Consider the following 18,449-nt stretch of genomic DNA (forward strand, 5'->3'; position numbering starts at 1 on the left):
CCATATGTTTGCTTCAGGCAACTATATAGTTGCCTGAAGCAAACAAGTCAAATGGATGATGTCACGATCCCGAATGCAAAATCAGCCGGATCGAACCGCTCAGTCGTGTCCATTTGTATGTTGCGCAGGCCCACCGTTTCCAGATGCGTTGAGTAGAGCGCTTCGGAAAACCAGGTGATCAACAGGGTGCGCCGGCGTGCACCGCTGGAGTTCAGGCTGCCGGCGTGGATCAGGTCGGCATCGAAGATCAGGATGTCGCCCGCGCTGCCCGTCAGTTGCACGGATCGGGACTCGTCATTTAAATCGAACGGGGGCTCGCTCAGAGCAGGGCGATGGCTGCTAGGGACGATGCGGGTTGCACCGTTTTCCGGGCCGTAGTCGTCGAGATACACCAGCGCGTTGACAGTGTCGCCGGGGCGTTGCGCCGACAAGTCGCGGTGCAGCTGTTGGTGGCCGCCATTGATGAGCGGTTCGCGGCCCTCGACCTGAGAGAGGAAGAAGCGTTCGCCGATCAACTCGCCCACCACCGCCAGCAATGGTGGCAATCGGCAGAGGGCCTGAACAACCGGGTCAGTGTCCAGTTGCGAATGGCGCCAGTCGATGCCGCGGGGCACGGGCCATTGGTTTGAAGGCTTCACGCCCGCATCGAATGCAGCGCGAAGTGTCTCCAGCCATTCCGGCAGAATCGCTCGGCGCAGCAGGACGTAGCCATTTTGGTGGAGTTGCTCGCGGTCAGCCACAGGCGTCCTCGGTTTGGTTGGCTACCGCGGAGCGTAGACAAAAGCCTCGACGATTGCGCCGTCGTCTAGCGTCACGGTGATCAGTTCTGCGCCGACCGGCTCAGAAACCCGTCGATCAACGCCACCACCTGTTGCTGGATCACCTTTCGCGAGCGAGCGCCGCCGTCCCCGCAAATAATGCCGTCGCCTGGCGAGTCCTCTTCGAGCAGCGCCACGGCGCCGGGCTTGCACAACGACATGAAGCTGAAATGGCTGGCGTCGCTGATCTCGACATACTGCGAGGTAGCCGAAGGCAGGCGTTTGGCGAGATTCGCCGATTCCAGTTGAGCGGGAAGTTCTTCGGACGGCACGCCCGCGCCGATCACCAGTGTCGGAACCGCCAGCGCGGCGAGGCTGGCGTCGGTCATCCCGCGTGACAGGCCCAGGTCCAGTGACACGATGGCGCTGACGCGTTTATCGCTCAAGTCTGCACTGATCCGGCTCTTCGCTTGCGGTGTGTCGGCGACGTTGATCGTCTTGTAGACCGAGCAACTGGCGAGTTTTTGATGGACCGCGCAGTCCTCGGCGAAGCGTTCAGGGTCGAAGCGTGTGCCGGCGATTTCCAGAGCGGTCCAGCCGCCAAGGGAATGGCCGGCGACTGCGATTCGCTGCTTCGAGACGGAGCCAAATTGCTCCGGTTGGGCCGTGACCGCATCGATCACACGGCTGATGTCGGCAGGGCGTTGCCACAATTGTGCAGCGGCTTTCGGACTGCGGTCATGAGTCGTGGTGCCGGGGTGATTGACCGCCGCGACGATGTAACCCTGACGGGCCAGCGCGCTGGCGAGCCACGCCTGATTGCTCCAGTTGCCCCTGAAACCGTGCGAGAGCACCAGCAATGGATGATCGCCGGCTGTTGGCGGCGCCTCGCGCACCGCCGACGTCCCGACGAACACCGCGTCGTCGGCAATCAATTGCGCAGGAGCGGTGGTCTTGGCGGGATACCAGACGACCATGTCCAGCGGGCGCTCGTTGCGCACGTCCGCCAGCGTGGCGGAGCGGAAACCGATGGGGTTTTCATCAGCGTTTGCGCCGGCCGAAAGGCAGATCAGTAGCAGAATGCGGAAAGCGTTTTTCATTGTTTTTATCTTCCTTGATCAAATCGGGCAAACAGGACGTTCGCCCAGACGTTCTACCAGTCTTACGAGATACCCGTCCGGATCCTGAACGAGAAATTCACGCTGGCCGACTTCGACAGCGTCAGCGCGGTACCAGGTGTCTTTGCAGGTTTTATAGAGTGAGACCTGAGCGGTGCCCAGTCTTTCGATGATGGGGGCAACCGCCTCAACGTCAATCTGCAGATTGACGCCTCTTCCGAAGGGCTTGCTCAGTTCCGCCGTCAGCCATTGGCCTGCATCCGGATCAACCTGCTCGAGCATGACTTGAGCGCCATTCAGGTCGAGGTAGGCGAAGCCATCTTCCGGGCGTTGATAAGCGATGTTGAAGCCCAGGCAGGAGACCCAAAACGCGAGGCTGGCCTGCAGATGCGTGACCATCAATTCTGGAACCAGTTTGTTCCGTTCGAACATGGGGTGAATTCCTTTTCGTTGAAGTCGGGGCGGCGCCAGACTTCTTCCCCGCGATAATACGAGTCGGGCGCATGGTAAGCGCGAATCGGGGAGCACCGAAAGCTGCACGCATCGAAAATCGTCACAAACCGCGATGACAGGGCCATCTCTCCATACCTGTAAAAAAAACTGACTAGAATCCACACACACCCATTCATTCAAGGAGCGACCCATGTCCGGTTTACGCACGTTGGTTGCGACCACGACCTGTATTGCGCTGCTGAGCAGTTCGGTGACCGCGCTGGCCGATCCAGGCAACGGAAAGGGGCAGGGCAAAGGCAATCCGCATAACAGCCAGGATCATGGCAATCAGGGGAAAAAAGGCGGAGGCGGTTATCAGGGGCATGGCCCGAGTATCGACCACGCCGGGGTGATCGGGATTGTTGACGGGTATCGCGGCTACTGGACCCCGGGCCCCGCGTTGCCGCCCGGCATCCAGAAAAACCTGGCCCGGGGCAAGCCACTGCCGCCCGGGATAGCTAAGAAACTCGATGGTCGACTGGTTGGCAGACTGCCGCACTACGACGGCTACGAATGGCAGCAGGTCGGTACCGATCTGATCCTGGTCGCGCTGGCTACAGGGCTGATTTATGAAGTGCTGAATGGCGCCTTCGATTGAGTCATCCGCGCAGCGGGCGACTCGATGAGCTGATCATTTGAAGGCGCTGCGCAGTTCCTCAATCACCTCTTCAACAGAGCGCCCCTGAATCGCTGGCGGTGTGGGGGTCTCGGCAAATTCTCGCCAAACGAACAGCGTCAGTTCTGCGCCATCGGTCGATGGCAAGGGATTCTCGGCGTAGGCAAAAGATTCGAGCAAGCGATAGCGGGAGTCTTTCCAGAACAAGTCTTCGACCCAGTCATAGACCGGTATGAAATGGAAGTGGAGGGGAAGACCGGGTTCATGACCGAAGCGGCCGATATAAAGGCGCTTGGGCTTCAGATGGCGCTCAATGATTTGCTGAGTTCTTGCGAGCAGCCCTCCAAGCTCCGCCAGTGCCTCTGTCGACAGCTCGGCCAGTGAATTGGTTTGGATTTTGGTCCCCAGCATCAGATAGCCGGGAAGTGCACTGGCCAGATGGTGGTTGATGATCCAGTACTCGGTTTCATGAAGAATGAAGTGCGGGGCAATTTCCATGTGCCATGGGTCCTGGGGCAAGCGGTGCGCCAGCGTAGCAAAAGTGCAGACCTTTCTGCCGGAGGAACTGTGCCGTAACGTCCGACGGTGAGTTGACCGTTCGCGTTTCCCTGTCGCAGCATGCATTCACTCAAAACGCCTTACCCGGAAAACCTATGCACACGCCTGCAGATCTTGATGAATTGTTAGCGCTTGTCAGAGATGAGCAGTCGTTCATTCGATTTGTCGAGGCGCTGGGGGCTGATTTTGCCAGTGAACGTTTGTTGGAACATAACGCTCCCTCATCAATAGATCGATCAGATAGTCAGGAATGGGAAAACGGAACGGTTGATGCGTTTCTCGATGCGGCAGCTGCATGGGCGCATGCCAGCAACCGATCTCATTTGGACGATAATGCCCAATCGAATGTATGGCAGCGCTGTGCAGCGATTCTGTTCGCTGGAAAGTTTTATGAGTGACAGTTGGGCTGGTTTGCAGCCGCAGGTCAAGGTTTAAAGGAAAAGCTATTCATGGTCATTGATAAAACCGGGCGCTCTCTGATGAGGTCCGGTTTTGGCGTAATGCACGCCACAAACCGCTTCCGCTTGCTGGCGATAGTCAGCGTAGTCGTCGCTGGCTGCTCCAGCTCCAAATCGCCGCCTCCGGTCGAGCGTGACGCGTGCCTGGCGGCTGGTCCGGCCAAAAGTGTTGATTACGATAATTGTGTAGCGAATCGAGAACGCAAAAGCAGGGCGGCGCTCGAAGCGCTTCTCGACGACAAATTCGTTTAACCCCCACAGCAGCAAATTGTCGAGGCCTCTGAAAGCAAGTATCAGCCATCCGATTTTCCAGAGTCCCCCGCACCCATGATCTACAAGGGGCTGGACTCGATATCGCTGACTGAGAAACGAGCGTTGCCTTTCAAAATCAGGATCGTCTGGAAGTACACATCGACAGGCGTGATACCGGAGCGTCGGGACGCCATCCGCATGGCTGAAATGGAGAAGTTGATAGTGCCGGCGGTAGAGGACAAGGGACTGGCGAAGTGGGTCTGCACGGTGACGGGTGGACACCAGCGGGAGTGGATTTTCTATGCGCAAAACGATGAAGCGTTTACCGCCAGGACGCGGTCGGCGCTCTCGCAGGGCGGGCCATACCCTATCGAGTTGAGTGCACGCCGGGATGTGGTGTTGAGTACCGGTTCGCAGCCTGCTGATAACCTGGCGGAGGTGATTCGCATCACCCCCAAAAAATGCGTGGAGTGAAAGCTGCATAGCCACAAAGGACAGGGAGATACCCATCAGACATGAAAAAGCCCGGCGGATAAGGCCGGGCTTTTGTCGAGTACTGCTGTAAAACGCTGCATTCAGACGTTACGACGTTCGATCAGACGGTCAGAACCACCTTCGGCAACCGCATCGCTGAACAGCGGATCAGTTTCGGTCGCGGCTACGGCATCGCTGAACAGCGGATCGGTTTCGGTCGCGGCTACGGCATCGCTGAACAGTGAATCAGTTTCAGTCGCGGCAACGGCGTCACTGAACAGTGGATCAGTCTGAGTCGCAGAGGCAACAGCATCGCTGAACAGTGGATCGGTTTCAGTCGCCGCAAAAGCATTCAGGGCGAAGAGCGAGAAGGCGATACCGAGGAGGGTTTGGCGTTTCATGGTTCTGTACTCCGTGTGCAGTGGGTTGGTATGGAGCAGATCCTACGCTTTGGATTCGATATGAAAACTTCATTGAGTTAATGGTTGTTATTGATGCAGTCAATAATTGAACTCGGTGGCCTGAGATGCGCTGAACCGCACCGATGACACCAATTCGCTTGCCAGTCACTGCGCAATAAACCTGCGAATCGCTTGAGTGGTTTCCACCGGCGCTTCCTCCATCAGCCAATGACCCGCACCGGCGATCACCAGTTCGGTGACGTTGTCGGCGGCATTACGCATCACGATGGCTTCGTTGTTGCCGAAGGATTTCTCACCGCCGACCGCCAGCACCGGCATTTTCAGTTTGGTCTTCATCGATGCTTCGTTGTCCACCGCGTCCTGGCGGATCGCGCGGAACTGGGCGAACGCCGCGTGCATGGCGCCGGGGCGGGCGTAGAGTTTGGCGTAGTGTTGGCGGGTGGCTTCGTCGACTTTTTTCGGGTCGCCGGCGAACTCGTTCCAGAAGCGGTCGAGGTAGATACGCTCACGCCCTGCCACCAGTCTTTCTGCGTCCGGGCCGCCGAAGTCGAAATGCCAGAGCATCGGCGAGCGAACGATCTCGTTCCACGGCGGAATCCCCGGAACGGGCGCATCCATCACCACCAGGCGATCGGTCTGCTGCGGATACCGCGAGGCGTAGGCGAAGGCGACCATGGTGCCGATGTCGTGGCCGACCACCACCGAATGCTCGATGCCCAGCGAAGCCAGCACCGCGCGGATATCACCGGCCTGAGTCTTCTTGTCGTAGCCATCGGCGGGGATCGACGACAGGCCCATGCCCCGCAAATCCGGCACCACCACGGTGTGATCCTTCGCCAGATCCGCCGCCAGCGGCGCCCACATATCACCGGTGTCGCCGAAACCGTGCAACAGCACCACCGCCGGGCCTTTGCCGCCGATGCGCGTGTGGATTTTCGCACCGTCGACGGCGATGTCCTGAGTGCGGAACGAGGCGGGGAAGGGCGTCACGTCCGCATGGGCCGGAACACTCATAGCCAGCAGCAGGGAAGCGGTGAGCAGGGCGCGGATCATGGCGTTCACTCCAGAGGGGGTGGCTGGAGCGTAGACGGATTTGTTGTCGCTGAAGTGTGAAAAATGGGCACAGGTCGGTTTGTAGACTGGAATTTGGCAACCGCTTCAGGAAAGGTAGCCGCTGCCCCCTGGCCAAAACAGCTTCATCCCCTTGGCCACACGCCAGAGGATGGATCACTCGGATGAACTCAAAGCTGCAGTGTTATCGTTTGATACCGGTCGAAGCGCGGGCTTGGGGCATGTTGAACGCAGTCCATCTATATGCTCCATCAAGCTATCTGGAATGCTCTGCCACATCGGGTCGAGTATGAAATCAACACCTTCGCGCCGAGCCATCTTCGCCGCAGGTACAAAATCCGCATCACCTGCAATCAGGACGATTTGATCGACCTGTTGTTTGAAAGAAAGTGATGCGACATCGACACCAATTCTCATATCAACACCTTTTTGTCGGGTCTCGATGCTGACGTCGGTTTCGGTGAGGTCTGCTATCTGGATTTTTCCCTTAAGTAGCTCGGCAATCCTCGAAGGTTTGATTGTCCATTTCACATCTTTGGAAAGGTGTCCCAGACGCAATGCCAGTTTTCGTTTGCTTCGCAACCGAATGTGCAGCTCTTTTCGAAACACGGCTTCTCTTGATTTGGAGAAATCGACGAGTTTTTTTGTGATGGGGTTGTGTTGCTTGGTGTCCAGAGGAGGGCAGTCGTAAAAGAATATTCTGTAAAGGTCTTTTCTGGAGGGCTGTTGCAGCCTTGAAGCCGGGCAGTTTGGGCGAGATGGCATCCTGGTTATCAGATGCGCCGTCGCCCATCGGTGGACGAGATCAGCGGCCCGTTCAGCATTGAATGCATTGTGGGGCTCGATCCTTCGAAATCGCTTGATGAAGTAGGCGCCGTCAACCAAAACTGCTGTGGGCATGCGTTCTTCCTGAAAACAAAAACGCCCAAGGGTTTGGCACGTCCTGGATGATTAGGACGGCTTACTGCCTTGGGCGGGATGTGGGCAGATTAGGGAGCGATGACGATGGCGTCAACCGTTCACTCTTTGAGTCGATCAAGGGATAACCTTCGATCCTGAATGTCTTCTGCGTTCAGTCGATGGGCAGTGACGGAAAAAGCATACGGTTTGAGGGCGAACTCTGAAAGCCGGCGCTTTCTGGCAAATTTGTAGGTACTTGCGCAAGGGTTTGTAGGCTCAAGTATCGAATTTCAGATGTTTAAACGTTGGTGTTTAAGTACTGATTCGCCAACATCATTCGTAACGCTGATTCATACGAAATCCAGCAACAGTGTTTGTCCAGCCAGCCGATTTTTCAGCACCACTCCAACCCTTAGCATCGTCTCCAATCCGTGAACAAACACGGTCCTCAACGAGACGGTGAACATCATGAGCCTCAAGAAAATCGCGCTGGTCTTAATGCTTGGCAGCTTCGGTGCACACGCTTACGCCGATAATGCGGACGCGGCGAATCTCCCGGTCGAGACTTACAGCTCTTCGACAAATCTGGACATCGAACACGTCATTTCCATCACTGAACCGGCCAACGAATGCGCCCCGGTGCCGGTGCAGATGACCTACGAAGACTCCCATGGCGAGCGCCACGTTCTGCAATATCAAGTGATGGGCACTGGCTGTTCCAGTTGAGCCCGGTGCAAGGGATGGAGGGTCGACACTCCATGCCAGCCACGCTCAGAATGCTTTCGTTCCAACGACGTCTTCATCCGATGCCAGCAATTGCGGGATCGACTGCTTCAGAAATTCCACCCAGGTCTTGATCTTCGCATCGACGAACTTGCGCGACGGATAGATTGCAAACAGGTTCAACTCCTCCAGCCGGTACTCCGGCAATATCCTCACCAGTGTTCCCGCCCTCAAACCGTCCACGGCCGAAGCAATCGGCTGAATGCCGATACCCATGCCTTTTCTGATCGCGATGGTCATGCCGTCGGCGGTGTTGATGTGAAAGGGCGACACGGGAATGGTGATGGTTTCCATGCCTCCGGGGCCTTCGAACGTCCAGTTTTCTACCGGCATCACCGTGTTGACGATGCGCAGACACTCGTGTTCGCAGAGTTCGCCGGGTGTTTGCGGCAGGCCGCGCTTTGCCACGTAGGCAGGCGATGCGCAGAGGACGCTGTAGGTGATGCCCAGGCGTTGCGCGACGAAGCCGGAATCCGGCAGATCACGGGCCAGCACGATGGACATGTCGAAGCCCTCTTCGAGCAGATCCGGGACGCGGTTGGTCAGGGTCAGGTCGAACATCACCGTGGGGTGGATGTCACGATAGCGAGCGATGGCGTCGATCACGTAGTGGTTGCCGATGGCCGACATGGTGTGAATCTTCAAGCGGCCGACGGGCAGGGTCCGGGCGGTGCCGGCTTCTTCGTCGGCTTCGCGCACGTCATCGAGGATTTTTTCGCAGCGTTCCAGATAGCGCACACCGGCTTCGGTCAGGGCCAGACGGCGGGTGGTGCGGTTGATCAGCCGGGTGTGCAGGCGTGCTTCGAGAGCCGAGATGGCTTTGGAGACGTTGGTGGTGTTGGTGTCCAGCAGCTCGGCAGCGGCGGTGAAGCTGCCGCTTTGGGCGACGGCGATGAAGAAGCGCATGCTTTGGAAGACGTCCATCGGTGTCGTCTCAACAGTCAGGTGGAAAGAGTATAGGGGCGGCCTCGCAGGAGGCCGCCCCTTTGCCATGTGTCACTTTTTGCGGGGGATAAAACCGGGTACGCCCGTCTCGACCACCGAGTTGAAGCGGATTCGCGTCGTGATCTCTTCCTTGATCTCGCGCATCGCCCGATGCGGCAAGGTCGCGATATCGAAGTTTTCCTGAATCCGGCTCGGGTTGGCCGAGGTCGTCAGGAATGCCGTACCCCGCTGCACCGCCCAGGCCAGGGCCACTTGCGCCGGGGTTTTGCGTACGTGCCGGGCAATCCCGGTGAGTACGGAATCCTCGAGCACATTCGGCTCCATGCCATGCCCCAGTGGGGCGAAGGCGAGCAGGATAATGCCGTGTTCCTTGCAGAATTCCAGCATCTCCCACTCGGGCAGGTACGGATGGGATTCGATCTGCACCACCGCCGGCTTGATCCGCGCGGCGGCGACAATGTCCTTCAGCGCATCGAGGGTGATGTCGGAAAGGCCGATGGATTTGCAGCGGCCTTCATCCACCAGCGCTTCGAGTGCACGCCAAGTGTCGATCAAACGGGTTTCGCCATCGTAGATCACGTGCCCGAACACATCCCGCGGATCCTGATCGTCACCGGGCTGAAAGGCAAACGGCGTGTGGATCAGGTAGCAGTCGAGGTAGTCGACCTGCAACCGCTGGCAACTGGCTTCGAACGCCGGTTTCACCCGCTCGGGGCGGTGGTTGGTGTTCCACAGCTTGGTGGTGATGAACACGTCTTCGCGGCGGATCTCGCCCACCGAAAACACTTGCGCAAAAGCCTCGCCAATCTGCGTTTCGTTGCGATAGCGCTCGGCGCAGTCGAAGTGGCGGAAGCCCACTTCCAGCGCACATTTGACCGCTTCGGTGGTGGTGCTCAAGTCGCGAAACAGCGTGCCGAATCCCACGGCCGGCATCGAGCCTGCGCCGTTGTTCAACGGCATGCGGGTGTCGCGAAGTTCATCGTGGAAAGCTTCGTAGGTCATGTTGCGTCTCCGGTATCTGCCGTTAAAGAAGTGTTGAGGTTTTGCGGGCGGCGAGCTTCTGATCGAGCACACCCACCGAGTTGCCACCCAGCGCAACGAACAGGCGCACCGAGTCGAGATAACGTGCGGTCTTCACCTGAATCTGCCCGAGCAGCGCCTGTTGATAGGCGCGTTCGGCTTCCAGCACTTGCAGCAGGCTGGTTTCGCCTTGGGCGTAGGCCTGGCGATTGAGGCGCAGGCTGGTGTCGGCGGCGCGCAAGGCGTCGTCCTGCGCCAGGTTTTGTTCGGCGCCGTGGTTGAGCGCCTGCAAGGTGTCCGCGACCTGGCCGAAGGACTGAATCACCGTCTGTTGATAGCGGGCGAGCGACGCGTTGTAGCCCTCGACGGCGCCTTCGCGCTCAGCCTTGAGCGTGCCGCCATTGAAGATCGGCGCCGTCAGACCGGCGGCAAATCCCCAGAGTGCTGCGCCGCCATTACCCGACGCGGCTTGCATCAGCGAGGCTGACAGCTCGACATGCGGGTAGAGATTGGCAGTCGCGACGCCCACCGCCGCGCTGGCGATGTGCAGTTCGGATTCAGCCTGGAGAATGTCCGGCCGGGTACGAGCCATGGCCGATGGCAGGCTGACCGGGATGTTCGACGGCAAGGCGAACTCATCGAGGCTGAAGTCCGGCGCGATCCAGTCCGCCGGGCCTTTGCCGGTCAGAATCGACAATGCGTGACGGGCCGCATCGCGCTGTTGGGCGAGGGGCGGCAACAGCGTGCGATCCTGTGCAAGGCGGGTTTCGGCCAGCGACACGTCGATTTGGGTGGTGGTGCCGCTCGTTTGAGCCCTGCGCACCAGATCGAGGTTTTTCGCGTCGTTGGCCAGCAGGGTTTCCACGGCCTGGATCTGCGCGTTGGCCGACGCCAGCACGAGTGCCTGACTGGCAACGTCGCCGGTCAAGGTCAGCCAGGCTGCTTCGTAGCGATGTTTTTGCAGATCGGTCAGCGCTTGTTGCTGCTCGACCGCGCGTTTGTTGCCACCAAAGACGTCCAGATCGAACGCGACCCGTGGCCCGATCCCGTAGAAATTGGAGACCACCGGCTCAGGCCCATTGTGGGTGCGCTGGCGCCCGGCAGAAGCAGCGAAATCCACCTGCGGATACAAGGCACCTTCCGCCGCCGCGACCGAAGCGGCGGCCTGGCGAAGGGTGGCATCGGCTGCCGCCAGTTCGAGGTTGCCGTCGATGGCGCGGCGTACCACTTGATCGAGTTTTGGCGAACGGAATGCCGCCCACCAGTCGCCGTTGATCCGCTGGCCCATGGCGAAATGCTGTTCGGCCGCTTGATCGTAATGCTGCGACGGGCTCTCGGCAGGCCGCTGAAAATCAGGGCCGACGGTGCAGGCGGACAACATCACCAGCATCGCCAGCGGGGTGAAGCGCATAGAAGCTTTCATGGTTCAGACTCCACGTCATCAGTTGGCCGCAACAGGCTTGCGCAGGAACATCACCAGCGGACTCACGACGAGCATCGCCAGCATCAGAATCTTGAATTGGCCCATCACCGCGACGAACGCCGCCTGGTGGGTGACCAGATGGTTGAGGCCTTCGAGCGCCGGCAACGACGTCGGCAGGGCCACGCGATAAGGCGTCAGCTGACTGACTAGCGCCGAGTGCACCGTCTGGGTGTTGTTGAAGAAAAAGATCTGCACCACGGCCACGCCGAGGGTGCTGCCGTAGACCCGCATCAGGTTGAAGAAACCGGTGGCTTCCGGGCGCAGCTTGGGGTCGATGGTGCTGAACGCGGTCTTGCTGAGCGCCGGCATCAGGATGCCGAGACCGACGCCCTGGATAAACCCGTTGACCGCCACGGGCGTCCAGTCCATCAGCGGCGAGTAACCGAGCATCAGCCAGTTGGCGTACACCACCAGCGCGATGCCGGCCGCGACGAATAACCGGGCATCGATCCACGCCGGCGCGCGCATCATCAGCAGAAACGCCCCCACCAGTCCGATGCCACGGGGGACGGTCAGCAACCCGGTGGTGTCCGGCGGATAACCGAGGATTTCATCGAGCATCGGCGAGGTCAGGGCCATGGTCGACAACAGCACGAAGCCCAAGGCGAAGAACATCACAGTCGAGAGCATGAAGTTGCGGTCGCCGAACAAGCCTTTGCTGAGGAAGTGCGTCTTGCGGGTCAGCGTATGGACGACGAACAGGTACAGGCCGAGTGCGCAGGTCAGTGCTTCGATCCAGATTTCCGGTGAGTCGAACCAGTCCAGCCGTTCGCCGCGATCGAGCAGCATCTGCAGGCCGATCATGCCGGCGGTGAAGCTGGCGAAACCGAAAAAGTCGAACGTCGGGCGCGGGTCCGCTTTCTTCTCGGCGAGCAACAAAGTCACCACCATGAAGATGTACGCCGTCAGCGGCAGGCTGAGGTAGAACATCGGCCGCCAGTCGAAATACTCGCAAATCAGACCGCCAATGCTCGGGCCGCTGACGATGCCGAACAGCACCAGCGCCGTCCATTTCGGCCCGAACGCAGGGCGCTTTTCTGCTGGCAATGTCTCCAGGGCGATGGCCATCGACAACGGCGCAATCACGCCGCTGGCCAGACCTTGCAGGATGCGGGCAGCGATGAATTCAAGCGGTGTGCCGGCCAATGTGCCGAGCCACAGACCCAGGGCGAACAGCAGCAGTGAGGTCTGGTAAACCCGTTTCAAACCGAAGCGTCCGGCCAGCCATTGCGCGACCGGCATCGTGATCGCGCTCGCGGCCAGATAAGACGTGAAAATCCACCCGGCCTGATCGTCGGTCATCGACAGACTGCCCTGAATCAAGCGCAGCGCGGCGTTCGGCAACGGCAGGTTGGCTGACTGCATATAGGTGGCGAGCAGGACGACAAACCGCAGTGCCCGCGCATCGGCTGTTGAGCTGTTCATCACGAATTACCCGCAGACAATAACGACTTGAGCGGATGCCACCAGGGCGAGCGATGCCCGGTGTCGACTTTGACCGTGGCGCTGGTGCCGGAGAACAGCGGCAGGGCAGAGTCGGCCTCGTCCAGTTCCAGACGCACCGGCACCCGCTGCACCACTTTCACCCAGTTGCCGGTGGCGTTCTCCGGCGGCAGCAGGGCGAAGTCGGCACCGGCGCCGGGGCTCATGCTGATCACGTGCGCCTTGAGCGGGCGATCCGGGTAGGTATCGAGGGTGACGGTCGCGGTCTGACCGGGGCGCATGTGCGTCAACTGGGTCTCGCGAAAGTTGGCCTCGACCCAGATTTCCCGGTCGGAAATCAGCGCAAACGCCGGTGCGCCGTTGTTGACGTAGTTGCCCACCTGCAAATCATCGACCTTGGCGACGATGCCGTCGTCCGGCGCCGTCACCGTGGCGTAGGACAGATACAACTGCGCTTCATCGAGCTGAGCCTTGGCTTCGCGCACGGTCGGGTGATTGTCGAGGGCGATGTCCGGGTTGCCGTTCAACGCGACGACGGTGTTGGCGATCTGTTGCTCGATGGACGCGATGCGCTGGCGCGAGACTTTCAGGTCAGTTTCGGCGCGCTCGAAAAGCGCCTTCGACACGAATTCGGTGGCGATCAAGGCTTTCTTGCGGGCGAACTCCTTCTGGTCGTAATCCGCCGAGGCTTTCGCCGATTGCAGCTCGGCTTGCTGCTGGCGATAACTGGCCTTGAGCCCGTCGATGCGCAGGCGTGCGTTGGCCAGTTGCGCTTCGGCCCGGTCAACGGCGATCTGCAACGGCTTGGGGTCGATGCGAAACAGCACCTGGCCTTTGCGTACTGGCTGGTTGTCGTCCACGGCGATCTCGACCACTTGCCCGGAAATCCGTGCGTTGATCGAGGCCTTGGCCACGCGGGCGTAGGCGTTATCGGTGGAGACGAAGGGCTCGTTGGCCACGTACTGGCCGTAGCCAATCGCGGCGCAAAGCGCGGGGAGGCCCCACATGAAGACCGGACGCAGTCTCTGCTTGAGCGGTATTTTCGGCGGCGCGTCGACGGGGTGAGCGCGGGCTTGTTCTGCGGTGAGATCGAATTGCTGAGTCATGAACGGCTCTCCAAAAGGCTGGGCGCCTGGACGGCATTGAATGCGTGAGTCATCAAATCCATTCGCGGCGGGGGAGGATCACTCCGTGCCGCTGTTTTCGTCGTCGCCGGACCCGGTTCGAGCGCTGTTACAACAAACCTGCCGATCAAGGAATTTCTGATTCCTTAATTTTGTGCGATGGTGTAAGAATATGAGCGACTTCATTTCCCCGCAAGGAATTTGTACGACATGGCACAAAATAAACCGACAGAAGGAAAAGGCCGTGGCCGGCCACGGGCCTATGACCCGCAAACCGCGCTGCAGCAGGCCCTTGGCGTGTTCTGGAACACCGGCTATTCCGGCGCTTCACTGGATAGCATCGCCAGCGCCGCCGGCATGAACCGCCCCAGCCTGTACGCCGCGTTCGGCGACAAACACGCGCTCTACATCAAGGCGCTCGACCAATACTGGGCCTCCGCCCACGCCGCCATGCAGGCCGCGCTGAACGACAGCAGCCTGACCCTGGAACAGGCACTCATCGCATTTTACGAAGGGCAACTTGCGATCTACTTTTCCGGCGACGGCCAGCCACGCGGCTGTTTCGCCATCGGCACAGCCACCACCGAAGCGGTCGAAGACCCGGAAATCCGCAACGTGCTGTCCCGCCGCCTTAGCCAGCTCGATGCCGATCTTGAAGCCCGTCTGCAACGGGCGATCGAATCCGGTGAACTGACCGGCGATGTCGATGCAGCGGCGCGGGCGATGCTCGCATCATCGCTGCTGCACAGCATCTCGATCCGTGCCCGCGCCGGTAAATCCCGCGAAGAACTGGCGGGTCAGGCGCGCGATGCGGTGAAGGTGATCTGCGGTTGAACGGGCTTGAGGACATCCTGACCGAAGGCCTGTCCGTGGTGTTCTGCGGAATCAATCCGGGGTTATTGGCGGCAGAGCAGGGACATCACTTCGCCGGACGCAGCAACCGCTTCTGGCGCACCTTGCACCTGGCCGGTTTCACGCCCCACGAGCTCAGCCCGCAGGACGATCGCTCGATCCTGCAGTTTCACTGCGGGCTGACGGCCGTGGTCGAGCGGCCGACGGCACGGGCGGATCAACTGTCGGCGCAGGAATTCACCGCAGCGGCGGGGGACTTTGAGCGCAAGATCAAACGTTATGCGCCGCGTTATGTGGCGTTTCTCGGCAAGGCTGCCTATGCCGGTTTGTCCGGGAAAAAAACGTTTGGATGGGGCGCGCAGGACAGGACGTTCGGCGGAGCAAATGTGTGGATCCTGCCCAACCCCAGCGGCCGCAATCTGGCGTTCAATCAGGATCAATTGGTGACGGCATATCGACTGCTTTATCGGGCCTCCCGCGAGGGTGCGCCTGGCTTCGGAAGCGGGCCTTCGAGGCATTTTCCGGTTTGATCCCCCCCTGTGCGCGACAGGATTCGTCTATCGTCTAGAAAATCAGTACACGGCCAGGATCAGGGAGCTGATCATGAATCGTCAGGAAGACCTCAACGTTATCTGGAAGCGCATATTCTGGATTTTCATCGCCCTGTTGGTGCTGGCGATTGCCGTCACTTACAGTCTGCCCGACTACAAAGTGCCTTTTATCGTTTGTATCGCCGGGAACGTTGGAGGCTATGTAGGGTTTCACCGACGACTGTCGATACTCACCGACCCGGAAATCGAAAACCTCTCCCGATCATGGTTCGCGCTGATCCTGCCTTCGTTCATAGGCGGGATACTGGCGGGGCTGTTGTACCTCTTGTTCCTTTCCGGCGTTATCCGGGGCGATCTGTTTCCGGTGATCGTTCCGGATGAGGATCCACAATGTCTGAAGCAAATCTTCAATGACATCTTTTGCCAACATGCAGAAGGGTACGCGGCCTACGCCAAGTTGCTGTTCTGGTCATTTGTCGCGGGTTTCAACCAGGACTATGTGGTTGACCTGATTGAAAACATAAAAGGCAGCGACAAAAAAGGCTGATGAAGGCTGAAGGGAACTGTTGCCCGGCAAACGCCAGCAAAGTCTGTACGTCTTCTGCAGTTCAATCTGTCAGAAATTGCCTTGTAGTCGATGAGGGGATCGACCCGGGCAGCCCTGGATCAACACTTTGGTCACGGCGTGTTTCGCTGCGTTTTCCCCGCGTCAACTGATCGCACGTTGACATCACAAAGCCATCTCCTATCGTTCTCCGCAGACCGCATCCAGGGACCGGATGAGCCGGACAGCCTTTGCGGGCGCGGTCGTTTCTGCCATTCCAACAAGGAGCAGCAAAATGTCCAGTGCGACCAATACTTACGACGTGCTCGTCAATATCGATGCCGATTACCTGATTGCCCATCCCGGTGACGTCGGCGGTGCGATTTCCATGCTGGTAACGCGCGATGCCGTCGATCCCCATGCCAGTGGCAACACCGGCGAAGGCGGCAACGAGTTGTGGATCGATGTCAAAACCGGCGACAACATCCGCTGGCGTGCCACTACGCTGTCGCGCAACTTCGACCGCATCGCCCAGATCAAGAACGTCCAGCCCGGCGATCCTCATCAGGGCGGCGATTACAAAGGCACCATCTCGCCACCGGTCTCTTTCAACGTACCGGGTGTGGTGATCTATCTGAACAAGGGGGCTCCCGGCGGTATTTCCAAAACCGATGTAACGTATTCCATGTGGCAAGCCACTGCTCTGAATCCAGGCAAGCTCTGGTACACCATCGAGTTTGCCTTGTACGACCGTGACCTTAACCAGATTGGCCCGGACCACACCTGGGACCCCTACATCACCGTCAATAACCAGTAACTGAACAGCCAAAAGCCCGGCTGGATACTCTTCGTCAATGACGAAGGTGTCTGGCCGGGCTTTTTATTGACTTTCATCCGTCTTGTTCAGGGAGTGTTGGGGCGCGTCATGCTTGAATAGTCCCTGCCGTGGGCTAGGCTCAAATTCAACTTTCCGGAAAACATAACTTCAATATCTGCGTTATCGGAACTTCAGGATTCTGGCCAAAAAGAACAACTTCACTAAAGGGTTAACGATGGATCGATATGATGCCCCGCTTGTTGTAGAGCGCACTTGGCGGGCAGGCATGTTGAAAGGATTGATTGCAAGAAATCCATGCCTGAGCATTTTTTTCATGACACTGGCCATGTTCATGGTGTTGCAGTACAAACCGGCTGTTCTCAACTACACCACACGTTTTGTCGACTTTGCCGAGTACATGTTGCTGCACGGCGTCACGCTGTTCCCCATTGCCGACGACCTCAAGCCTTATCCCGACTACACCGTCCTCAATACCTTGTTGGTCTATCTGGTTTCCTTGCCGTTCGGCCGGGTGTCCATTCTTTCAATGGGATTTCCGTCTTGTGTGGCCGCGTCGCTGATGCTGGTGTTCACTTATCGGTTGGGGGCGCTGCACAGCAAGAAGTGGGGCGCCTACGGCGTACTTTTCAGCCTGTTGACCTGGGCCTTTCTCGATGGCGTGAACTCGCTGGCACTGGATATCTATCCGGCGCTGTTTACGGTGATGTGCTTCTACGTGGCCTATTCGGCCGAAATGAAAAAAGACCCGCGGCGCCTGGCGTTTCTGTTCGTGGGCCTGGCGCTGGGCTTTGCGTTTCGTGGGCCGATCGGTTTGATCGGGCCGGCAAGTGTGATTGGTGCTTACTACGTTCTGAGCCGCCAGTGGCGCATGTTGCTGCTGTTTTCATTTCTATCGGGCCTGATTCTGGCCGTTGGCGTTGTGCTGCTGGCATGGGCAGCCTACGCGCAAGGGGGGCCAGCGTTCCTGGAAGAAGTGCTGAACATGCAGGGCATCGGACGCTTCGGTTCCGACCACGCGCCGCGCTATTACTTCTACTTCTCCGCAGGCCTGTTTACCTATGGCATTACGGTGTTTTACGCCATCAACGTGATGCTGAAGAAGTACAAACTGTTCTTCCGCTCGACCCGCGATAAAGACATCGACCTGCTGCTCTACTTAACGGGGTGGTTGTTGGTACTGCTCGTACTGTTCACGATCCCAAGCTCCAAGAAAGCACGCTACATACTGGCAATCACACCGGCCATTTCCCTGTTGGCGGCCTACCTCTTTGTCAGCCATGAAGCGACATTCGTACGCGCCAAAAACGGCTTGATGCAGTTTTGTCTCAAGTTGCCAGTGTTGGGTTTGGGCCTGCTGTTGTCGGTGCTGGTGTACAACAACTTCGCCCAAGTCCCATTGCAGCCCAACTACTTGGGTGCAGGCTCAGGGCTGTTTGCGCTGTTGAGCTTTTACCATGCCAGGCGCGAGTACTTCGCCGGGCATCGCTACCGTGAGTTCATGACACTGTCGTTTGGGGTAGGGGCGTTTCTGATACTGGATATGTTCTTCTTCAACCCCATCACCTACCACCTGGAACTCATGATCGAGCCTACGCCGAAGTTTTTGCCGTATTGGTTTTGGTGAAGCGCTTGGCGTGTCGCAGTCGATACTCTGCAATAAAATTGTACATTTCTGATTTCTTGTATAAGAATTCAAGCCCTCACTTCTTGAAAGCCGTTCTGTGGATCACATCTACGCAGTCATTGG

The 18,449-nt window shown here is 58.6% G+C and carries 22 protein-coding genes; 10 read left to right on the forward strand and 12 right to left on the reverse strand.

Going from position 1 to position 18,449, the window contains the following annotated elements; all coding sequences use genetic code 11:
* Positions 1–47: 47 nt before the first annotated feature.
* The 3 genes from ACSPX5_RS07375 to ACSPX5_RS07385 all read right to left on the reverse strand — a co-directional run bounded on the left by ACSPX5_RS07375 (position 48) and on the right by ACSPX5_RS07385 (position 2,308).
* Complete coding sequence (locus ACSPX5_RS07375) at positions 48–740, reverse strand: phytanoyl-CoA dioxygenase family protein (protein WP_439821311.1); 693 nt, start codon at positions 738–740, stop codon at positions 48–50.
* A gap of 80 nt (positions 741–820) precedes the next feature.
* The gene (locus ACSPX5_RS07380; RefSeq protein WP_439821312.1) at positions 821–1,858 is read right to left on the reverse strand and encodes an alpha/beta hydrolase family protein; all 1,038 of its coding nucleotides are present in this window, start codon (positions 1,856–1,858) and stop codon (positions 821–823) included.
* 18 nt (positions 1,859–1,876) lie between these two features.
* On the reverse strand, positions 1,877–2,308 hold the full coding sequence (locus ACSPX5_RS07385) for a bleomycin resistance protein (protein WP_207867947.1): 432 nt from the start codon (positions 2,306–2,308) through the stop codon (positions 1,877–1,879).
* 211 nt (positions 2,309–2,519) lie between these two features.
* Here ACSPX5_RS07385 and ACSPX5_RS07390 point away from each other — a divergent pair, with 211 nt between their 5' ends.
* A complete protein-coding gene (locus ACSPX5_RS07390) occupies positions 2,520–2,966 on the forward strand; it encodes an anti-virulence regulator CigR family protein (RefSeq protein WP_439821313.1) in 447 nt (148 codons plus the stop codon).
* Positions 2,967–2,999: 33 nt separating this feature from the next.
* On the opposite strand, the gene ACSPX5_RS07395 is transcribed toward ACSPX5_RS07390, so the two are convergent.
* Positions 3,000–3,482 carry an HIT family protein gene (locus ACSPX5_RS07395; protein WP_169430090.1) on the reverse strand — a complete coding sequence of 161 codons (483 nt, stop codon included), beginning with the start codon at positions 3,480–3,482 and terminating at the stop codon, positions 3,000–3,002.
* Between the two features lie 155 nt (positions 3,483–3,637).
* On the opposite strand from ACSPX5_RS07395, the gene ACSPX5_RS07400 reads away from it, so the two are divergent.
* From ACSPX5_RS07400 to ACSPX5_RS07410, 3 genes are all read left to right on the forward strand, one after another.
* Positions 3,638–3,940, forward strand: coding sequence for a DUF7660 family protein (locus tag ACSPX5_RS07400; protein WP_169430091.1), 303 nt, complete (start codon positions 3,638–3,640; stop codon positions 3,938–3,940).
* A gap of 51 nt (positions 3,941–3,991) precedes the next feature.
* The gene (locus tag ACSPX5_RS07405) at positions 3,992–4,252 is read left to right on the forward strand and encodes a hypothetical protein (RefSeq protein WP_169430092.1); all 261 of its coding nucleotides are present in this window, start codon (positions 3,992–3,994) and stop codon (positions 4,250–4,252) included.
* 75 nt (positions 4,253–4,327) lie between these two features.
* The gene (locus ACSPX5_RS07410; RefSeq protein WP_169430093.1) at positions 4,328–4,726 is read left to right on the forward strand and encodes a DUF695 domain-containing protein; all 399 of its coding nucleotides are present in this window, start codon (positions 4,328–4,330) and stop codon (positions 4,724–4,726) included.
* A 101-nt stretch (positions 4,727–4,827) separates the two neighbouring features.
* On the opposite strand, the gene ACSPX5_RS07415 is transcribed toward ACSPX5_RS07410, so the two are convergent.
* The 3 genes from ACSPX5_RS07415 to ACSPX5_RS07425 all read right to left on the reverse strand — a co-directional run bounded on the left by ACSPX5_RS07415 (position 4,828) and on the right by ACSPX5_RS07425 (position 7,119).
* Positions 4,828–5,127, reverse strand: coding sequence for a hypothetical protein (locus ACSPX5_RS07415; protein ID WP_169430094.1), 300 nt, complete (start codon positions 5,125–5,127; stop codon positions 4,828–4,830).
* A 165-nt stretch (positions 5,128–5,292) separates the two neighbouring features.
* Positions 5,293–6,201 carry an alpha/beta fold hydrolase gene (locus ACSPX5_RS07420; protein ID WP_169430095.1) on the reverse strand — a complete coding sequence of 303 codons (909 nt, stop codon included), beginning with the start codon at positions 6,199–6,201 and terminating at the stop codon, positions 5,293–5,295.
* Positions 6,202–6,375: 174 nt separating this feature from the next.
* A complete protein-coding gene (locus tag ACSPX5_RS07425; protein WP_169430096.1) occupies positions 6,376–7,119 on the reverse strand; it encodes an NYN domain-containing protein in 744 nt (247 codons plus the stop codon).
* 468 nt (positions 7,120–7,587) lie between these two features.
* On the opposite strand from ACSPX5_RS07425, the gene ACSPX5_RS07430 reads away from it, so the two are divergent.
* Positions 7,588–7,845, forward strand: coding sequence for a DUF2790 domain-containing protein (locus tag ACSPX5_RS07430; RefSeq protein ID WP_169430097.1), 258 nt, complete (start codon positions 7,588–7,590; stop codon positions 7,843–7,845).
* Positions 7,846–7,890: 45 nt separating this feature from the next.
* On the opposite strand, the gene ACSPX5_RS07435 is transcribed toward ACSPX5_RS07430, so the two are convergent.
* The 5 genes from ACSPX5_RS07435 to ACSPX5_RS07455 form a co-directional block, all read right to left on the reverse strand.
* Positions 7,891–8,826, reverse strand: coding sequence for a LysR family transcriptional regulator (locus ACSPX5_RS07435; RefSeq protein ID WP_439821314.1), 936 nt, complete (start codon positions 8,824–8,826; stop codon positions 7,891–7,893).
* Positions 8,827–8,898: 72 nt separating this feature from the next.
* Entirely contained in the window at positions 8,899–9,849 is a 951-nt protein-coding gene (locus ACSPX5_RS07440) for an aldo/keto reductase (RefSeq protein ID WP_169430099.1), read from the reverse strand.
* 22 nt (positions 9,850–9,871) lie between these two features.
* Positions 9,872–11,290, reverse strand: a complete 1,419-nt coding sequence (locus ACSPX5_RS07445) for an efflux transporter outer membrane subunit (RefSeq protein WP_439821315.1) — start codon at positions 11,288–11,290, stop codon at positions 9,872–9,874.
* A gap of 18 nt (positions 11,291–11,308) precedes the next feature.
* Positions 11,309–12,775 carry a DHA2 family efflux MFS transporter permease subunit gene (locus ACSPX5_RS07450; protein WP_207867934.1) on the reverse strand — a complete coding sequence of 489 codons (1,467 nt, stop codon included), beginning with the start codon at positions 12,773–12,775 and terminating at the stop codon, positions 11,309–11,311.
* Positions 12,775–13,899: an HlyD family secretion protein gene (locus tag ACSPX5_RS07455; protein ID WP_323161886.1), complete on the reverse strand. Its 1,125-nt coding sequence runs from the start codon at positions 13,897–13,899 to the stop codon at positions 12,775–12,777. The genes ACSPX5_RS07450 and ACSPX5_RS07455 overlap by 1 nt, the downstream gene beginning before the upstream one ends.
* Before the next feature lie 228 nt (positions 13,900–14,127).
* On the opposite strand from ACSPX5_RS07455, the gene ACSPX5_RS07460 reads away from it, so the two are divergent.
* The 5 genes from ACSPX5_RS07460 (at position 14,128) to ACSPX5_RS07480 (ending at position 18,326) form a co-directional block, all read left to right on the forward strand.
* A complete protein-coding gene (locus ACSPX5_RS07460; RefSeq protein ID WP_169430102.1) occupies positions 14,128–14,751 on the forward strand; it encodes a TetR/AcrR family transcriptional regulator in 624 nt (207 codons plus the stop codon).
* Positions 14,748–15,299 carry a G/U mismatch-specific DNA glycosylase gene (mug, locus tag ACSPX5_RS07465; RefSeq protein WP_439821316.1) on the forward strand — a complete coding sequence of 184 codons (552 nt, stop codon included), beginning with the start codon at positions 14,748–14,750 and terminating at the stop codon, positions 15,297–15,299. The genes ACSPX5_RS07460 and mug overlap by 4 nt, the downstream gene beginning before the upstream one ends.
* A 73-nt stretch (positions 15,300–15,372) precedes the next feature.
* Positions 15,373–15,867 (forward strand): hypothetical protein, encoded by a 495-nt coding sequence (locus ACSPX5_RS07470; protein ID WP_169430104.1) that lies wholly within the window; start codon positions 15,373–15,375, stop codon positions 15,865–15,867.
* 292 nt (positions 15,868–16,159) lie between these two features.
* The gene (locus ACSPX5_RS07475; protein WP_439821317.1) at positions 16,160–16,681 is read left to right on the forward strand and encodes an AidA/PixA family protein; all 522 of its coding nucleotides are present in this window, start codon (positions 16,160–16,162) and stop codon (positions 16,679–16,681) included.
* Positions 16,682–17,015: 334 nt separating this feature from the next.
* Positions 17,016–18,326, forward strand: a complete 1,311-nt coding sequence (locus ACSPX5_RS07480; RefSeq protein WP_439822011.1) for an ArnT family glycosyltransferase — start codon at positions 17,016–17,018, stop codon at positions 18,324–18,326.
* The last annotated feature ends 123 nt before the right edge of the window (positions 18,327–18,449 follow it).

This window comes from Pseudomonas sp. HLG18 (assembly GCF_051903985.1).
GTDB classification, from domain to species: Bacteria; Pseudomonadota; Gammaproteobacteria; order Pseudomonadales; family Pseudomonadaceae; genus Aquipseudomonas; species Aquipseudomonas fluorescens_BT.